This window comes from Roseiarcus sp., from assembly GCF_049514155.1.
Taxonomy (GTDB): Bacteria; Pseudomonadota; Alphaproteobacteria; order Rhizobiales; family Beijerinckiaceae; genus Roseiarcus.
Genome location: NZ_JBEKVH010000226.1, coordinates 1 through 4,608 on the forward strand (window position 1 = coordinate 1; position 4,608 = coordinate 4,608).

The following is a 4,608-nucleotide window of genomic DNA, read 5'->3' on the forward strand; positions in this document are numbered from 1 at the left end:
GTTTCGACTGGTCGCAGCCGCAATCGGGTCCGCTCAGACGTCGATCGACTCACAACCATTCGCTGCAACTCGAAACCATCTAGCTAGGACCGCAACAAATCGCAAGAGTCATCAGTATTTTCGCTCACTCTGCGTAGCAGGGCCAGCAAAGATCAAGCCAACTGCGCCATCTGCTGCAATGCGACGCGCTGCTGTAACTTGCGCTGTGCCTGGTCGACGACCACAGCCGCGATGATGACGACGCCCTTGATCACCATCTGCCAGAATTCGCTCACACCCATCATCACCAGGCCGTCAGACAGGATGCCGATGACGAACGCGCCGATGATGGTGCCGCCGATCGTTCCGCGGCCGCCCGACATCGAGGTGCCGCCGAGCACGGCGGCGGCGATTGCGTTGAGTTCGAAGGACTGACCGGTCGCCGGGTGGGCCGCCAGCAACTCGGAGGAGATGATTAGACCGACGATCGCCGCGCAGAAGCCGGAGAACATGTAGACGAACAGCTTGACTCTGTTGACGCGAACGCCCGACAGCGCCGCGGCGCGCTCGTTGCCGCCGACTGCGAAGATGTGCCGACCGATCGGCGTCCACCGCGCGAGATACGCGGCCCCCAGCGCGACGACGATCAGCAGGCAGACCGCCACCGGTAAGTGCGGATCGAACACGTAGCCGCTGCCGAGAAAGGCATAGCCGGTGGTGCCGAGGGCGGGGGAGCCCTCGAGGTTGGGGAAGGTCGCGCCGTCGGAAATCAACAACGCCGCGCCGCGCGCGACATAAAGAGTCCCGAGGGTGGCTATGAACGGCGCGACGTTCAGCCAGGTGACGAGCAGCCCGTTGACGAGGCCGACGAGAACGCCGAGGACCAGGATGATGACGAATATCTCGGGGACGTTGAAGAACAGCGTGTAACCGTTCCGCAGGTCGACTCCATGGAGGATCAGCCCGCCGGCCACCATGCCGCACAAGCCAACGATCGAGCCGACCGAGAGGTCGATGCCGCCGGTGATGATGACGAAAGTCATGCCGATCGCGAGGAAGGCGTTGAGGGCGACGTGCTTCGACATCAGCACCAGATTTGCGGTGTGGAGGAAGTTCGGCGCCGCGAAGGCGAAAAAGATCAGCACCGCGAACAGTGCGATGAACGTGCGTAGTCGCATCACGTTCAGAGCCAGCGATCCGCGGACCGAGGATGAGGCGGAGTCGGCGGCGGCGCTCATGCGGACAGTTCCTTGTGCTTGTCGGCCTCGGTCGGTCCATGGCCGATCGACGACGCGGCGACGACTTTGGCTTCGGTCGCATCTGCGCGGTCGAACAGCGCCGTCAAGCGGCCTCGACTCATCACCGCGACACGATCCGAAAGCGCCAGGACCTCTTCGAGGTCCGACGTGACGAACAGGATGCCGATGCCTTGCGCGGCAAGCCGGCGCATGATGCGGAAGACGTCGCCCTTGGCCCCGATGTCGATGCCGCGGCTCGGCTCGTCCATCAGCAGCACCTTGGGTGCCGTCATCAGCGCCTTGCCGATGACAACCTTCTGTTGGTTACCGCCAGAAAGGGACGAAACGGGCAAAGCGGGGTCGGCGACCTTGATCGACAGGTCGCGCACCTCGCGCCGCACCTCTTCGGCCTCGCGGCTCGCCGAAATATGAAAGACCTTCGCCAGCTTCTTGAGGCTCGCCAGAGTCAGATTCTCGGCGACCGAAAGGATCGGCACCAGTCCGTCGCGTTGGCGGTCTTCGGGAATCAGCGCCAGGCCGCGCTCGATACGACCGCCGACATCGCGCTCGCGAACCGGCTTGCCTTCGACGAATATGCGGCCCGTCGAATGAGAATGTCGCCCAATGACGCATTCGAGGAATTCACTCCGTCCTGCGCCCATCAGTCCATACATGCCGACGATTTCACTGGCGCGAACCGTCAGAGACACGTGGTCGACGGCGAAGCCGCCGGTGACGCGGGCCAGGCAGACGTCCTCGGCGCGCAAAGCCTCGCCGCCGAACTTGTGGTCGCCGGGCGTGGAGAAGTCCTTGGCGTCGGAGCCGATCATCTGGCGAACGATCCAGTGGAGGTCGATCTCCGCCATCGGCCTCGAGCCGGTGACTCGCCCGTCGCGCAGTACGGTGATGTAGTCGCCGATTCTCATCAGCTCTTCGAGCCGGTGTGAGATGTAGACGATCGCCACCCCCTTGGCTTTGAGGTCGGCGATGACGCGAAACAGGATCTCGACTTCCGGCGCGCTGAGCGCCGAGGTCGGTTCGTCCATGATGAGAATGCGCGCATTGCGCGCCACCGCCTTGGCGATCTCGACCAGTTGCTGCTGGCCGATCATCAGGTCTTCGACCATGGCGCGCGGATTGACGCTGGTTTGCAGACGCTCCATCAGAGCCGCGGTCTGCCGCTCCTGTTCGGCATGGTCGATGCGGCCATGGCGCACGATCTCGCGACTGGCGAAGACGTTCTCCGCCACCGAGAGATTGCCGAAAAGATTCATCTCCTGGAACACCATTCCGATGCCATGCGCCATCGCGTCGGCCGTGTCGAAAAAGACGACTGGCTGGCCGTCGAGCAGGATGCGCCCAGCCGTCGGGCCTTCGACGCCGGCGATCATCTTCACGAGAGTCGACTTGCCAGCGCCGTTCTCGCCCACGAGAACACTGACCGCTCCGCGCCGCACGGCGAAATCGGCCTGCTTGACCGCGACGGTGCCGGAATAGACTTTGGTCACGCCTTCGAGGCGCAGGACGACGTCGGATTCGTCTTGAGCGGCGGCGGCGGTCACGGCTTGGGCCCGATCGTGATTTCGACCGGCGTCAACAGCGGCGGCGCTCCGGTCGCATCGAGCGCAAAGGCGCCGGTCAGCGTGATCTTACGGCCGATCAGATCTTCGCGTGGCAGCTTCTCGAGCGTGTTGCGGTTGACGTAGACGTTGAACGACTTGCCGAAGCGGGCGAAATCGATCTGATTGGTGAAGTCGTTGAACGAGACGAAGTCGAGCGCGTCGCGGATCGCCGTGCCCCGCATCGCCGGGCCGATCTGCACCGTCGCGTCGGGCTTGCCTTGACCGCTGGCGTCGACGCCGAGGGTGGCGGCACGCGAATCGGTGTCGGCGGCGACGATCGTCCCGTCGATCTTGACCATCAAAGTCCATGGCGTGCCGTCGGCCTTAGCCCGGTAGCCGTACTTGGCGCCGGCCTCGTCGGGCGCCTTGGCGGCGAGGTCACGCACGGCGACAAATGGGCCAGCCTTCTGCTCGAAATAGGGAATCACCTTGGTCGCCCACATCGAGGCGACCATCTTGTCGGGATCGAAGGACGCCGCGCCGTTCATCAGGCTGGTGTCGCCCATCGACTTGACTTCAGCCGTCGGAATGAACCGACACGACGCCAGCAGGACGCCAAGGCAGAGGGCCGCGGCGCATTGGACCGATCGCATCGATTCGACTCCGGAACAGGAATGGGGCGCGGGACCACTAGCCTCCGCGCCCCCTCAGCTTGCGCCTTACGGCTTGAGGGCGAAAGTCTCGAGCTTGGCGGCGTTCGAGCTGTTGATCAGCACGCAGTCCATGAGCTGCTTCTCGGTCTTGGGGGCGGCCTTGGTCTTGATGAACGCGTCAGCCTGTTCGACCGCGAGTTGCGCTTCGCGATAGGCAGGCTGCAGCACCGTCGCCTTGATCCCGCCCTTCAAGATCGAATCGCGCACGTCGTTCGATCCGTCGAAGCCGACGACGATCACGTCCTTGCGGCCGGCTGCGACCAGCGCCGCCTCGGCGCCCATCGCCATCGTGTCGTTGCCCGAGATTACGCCCTTGATGTCGGGGTTGGCCTGCAGGATCGACTCCATCTTGGAATAGGCTTCCGGCTGGCTCCAGTTCGCCGATTGCCGTGCGACGATCTTCAGATTCGGGTAGTCGTCGATGACGTCGTGATAACCCTTCGAGCGGATGCCGGCGTTGGTGTCGGATTCCTTGCCAACCAACTCGACGAAATTGCCCTTCTCGCCCATCAGCTTGACGAATTCCTGGCCGCCGAGTTGGGCGCCCTGGTAGTTGTTCGAGACGATCTGCGCCATCGCGACGCCGGAGGCGTTGATTTCACGGTCGATCAAGAACGACGGGATGCCGGCGTCCTTGGCCTTCTTCACCGCCGCGACCGTCGCGTCCGCGCCGGCGTTGTCGAGCACGATCGCCTTCGCGCCGCGCGCGATGGCCGTGTCGATCAGCTCCGACTGCTTGTTGGCGTCGTCGTCGTGCACCAACGAGATGACGTCATAGCCAAGCTCTTTGGCTTTGGCTTCCGCGCCGTCGGCTTCCGCTTTGAAGAACGGATTGTCGTGCGACGGCGTAATGACCGCGATCAGGTCGGCGGCGTAAGCGGAACTTCCGATGAACGCGGCGCTCGCGAGCAGGGCGCCGACCAACGCGTAACGAACCTTCATGACCTTCCTCCCAATACCCATTCTGGCATCGCCCCGTTCTCCCGGCGGCCGCTTCGACCGCCGTCGAGCGCGTTACGCTGGATGCCGACAACGCACGCTAAGACTCCGTGCGACGCGGAAGCAGGCGAACCGGTCCGGCCGAACCCCTGGATTCGGCGGCTCGTTTTCGTCTGC

Annotated in this window: 4 protein-coding genes; all 4 read right to left on the reverse strand. The window is 63.8% G+C overall.

Annotation, left to right across the window (positions count from 1 at the left end):
• Positions 1–152: 152 nt before the first annotated feature.
• The 4 genes from ABSF49_RS20300 to ABSF49_RS20315 all read right to left on the reverse strand — a co-directional run bounded on the left by ABSF49_RS20300 (position 153) and on the right by ABSF49_RS20315 (position 4,434).
• Positions 153–1,217 (reverse strand): ABC transporter permease, encoded by a 1,065-nt coding sequence (locus ABSF49_RS20300; RefSeq protein ID WP_424114450.1) that lies wholly within the window; start codon positions 1,215–1,217, stop codon positions 153–155.
• A complete protein-coding gene (locus ABSF49_RS20305; protein ID WP_424114451.1) occupies positions 1,214–2,779 on the reverse strand; it encodes a sugar ABC transporter ATP-binding protein in 1,566 nt (521 codons plus the stop codon). Before ABSF49_RS20305 ends, ABSF49_RS20300 begins: the two co-directional genes overlap by 4 nt.
• Positions 2,776–3,432, reverse strand: a complete 657-nt coding sequence (locus ABSF49_RS20310; RefSeq protein WP_424114452.1) for a DUF2291 family protein — start codon at positions 3,430–3,432, stop codon at positions 2,776–2,778. The genes ABSF49_RS20305 and ABSF49_RS20310 overlap by 4 nt, the downstream gene beginning before the upstream one ends.
• A gap of 66 nt (positions 3,433–3,498) precedes the next feature.
• Positions 3,499–4,434, reverse strand: a complete 936-nt coding sequence (locus tag ABSF49_RS20315; RefSeq protein WP_424114453.1) for a D-ribose ABC transporter substrate-binding protein — start codon at positions 4,432–4,434, stop codon at positions 3,499–3,501.
• Positions 4,435–4,608: the final 174 nt, after the last annotated feature.

What these genes read in the sequence shown, in the direction of transcription:
- ABSF49_RS20300 (WP_424114450.1), bottom strand. Translation starts at nt 1,217, where the DNA reads ATGAGCGCCGCCGCCGACTCCGCCTCATCCTCGGTCCGCGGATCGCTG.
- ABSF49_RS20310 (WP_424114452.1), bottom strand. Translation starts at nt 3,432, where the DNA reads ATGCGATCGGTCCAATGCGCCGCGGCCCTCTGCCTTGGCGTCCTGCTG.
- ABSF49_RS20315 (WP_424114453.1), bottom strand. Translation starts at nt 4,434, where the DNA reads ATGAAGGTTCGTTACGCGTTGGTCGGCGCCCTGCTCGCGAGCGCCGCG.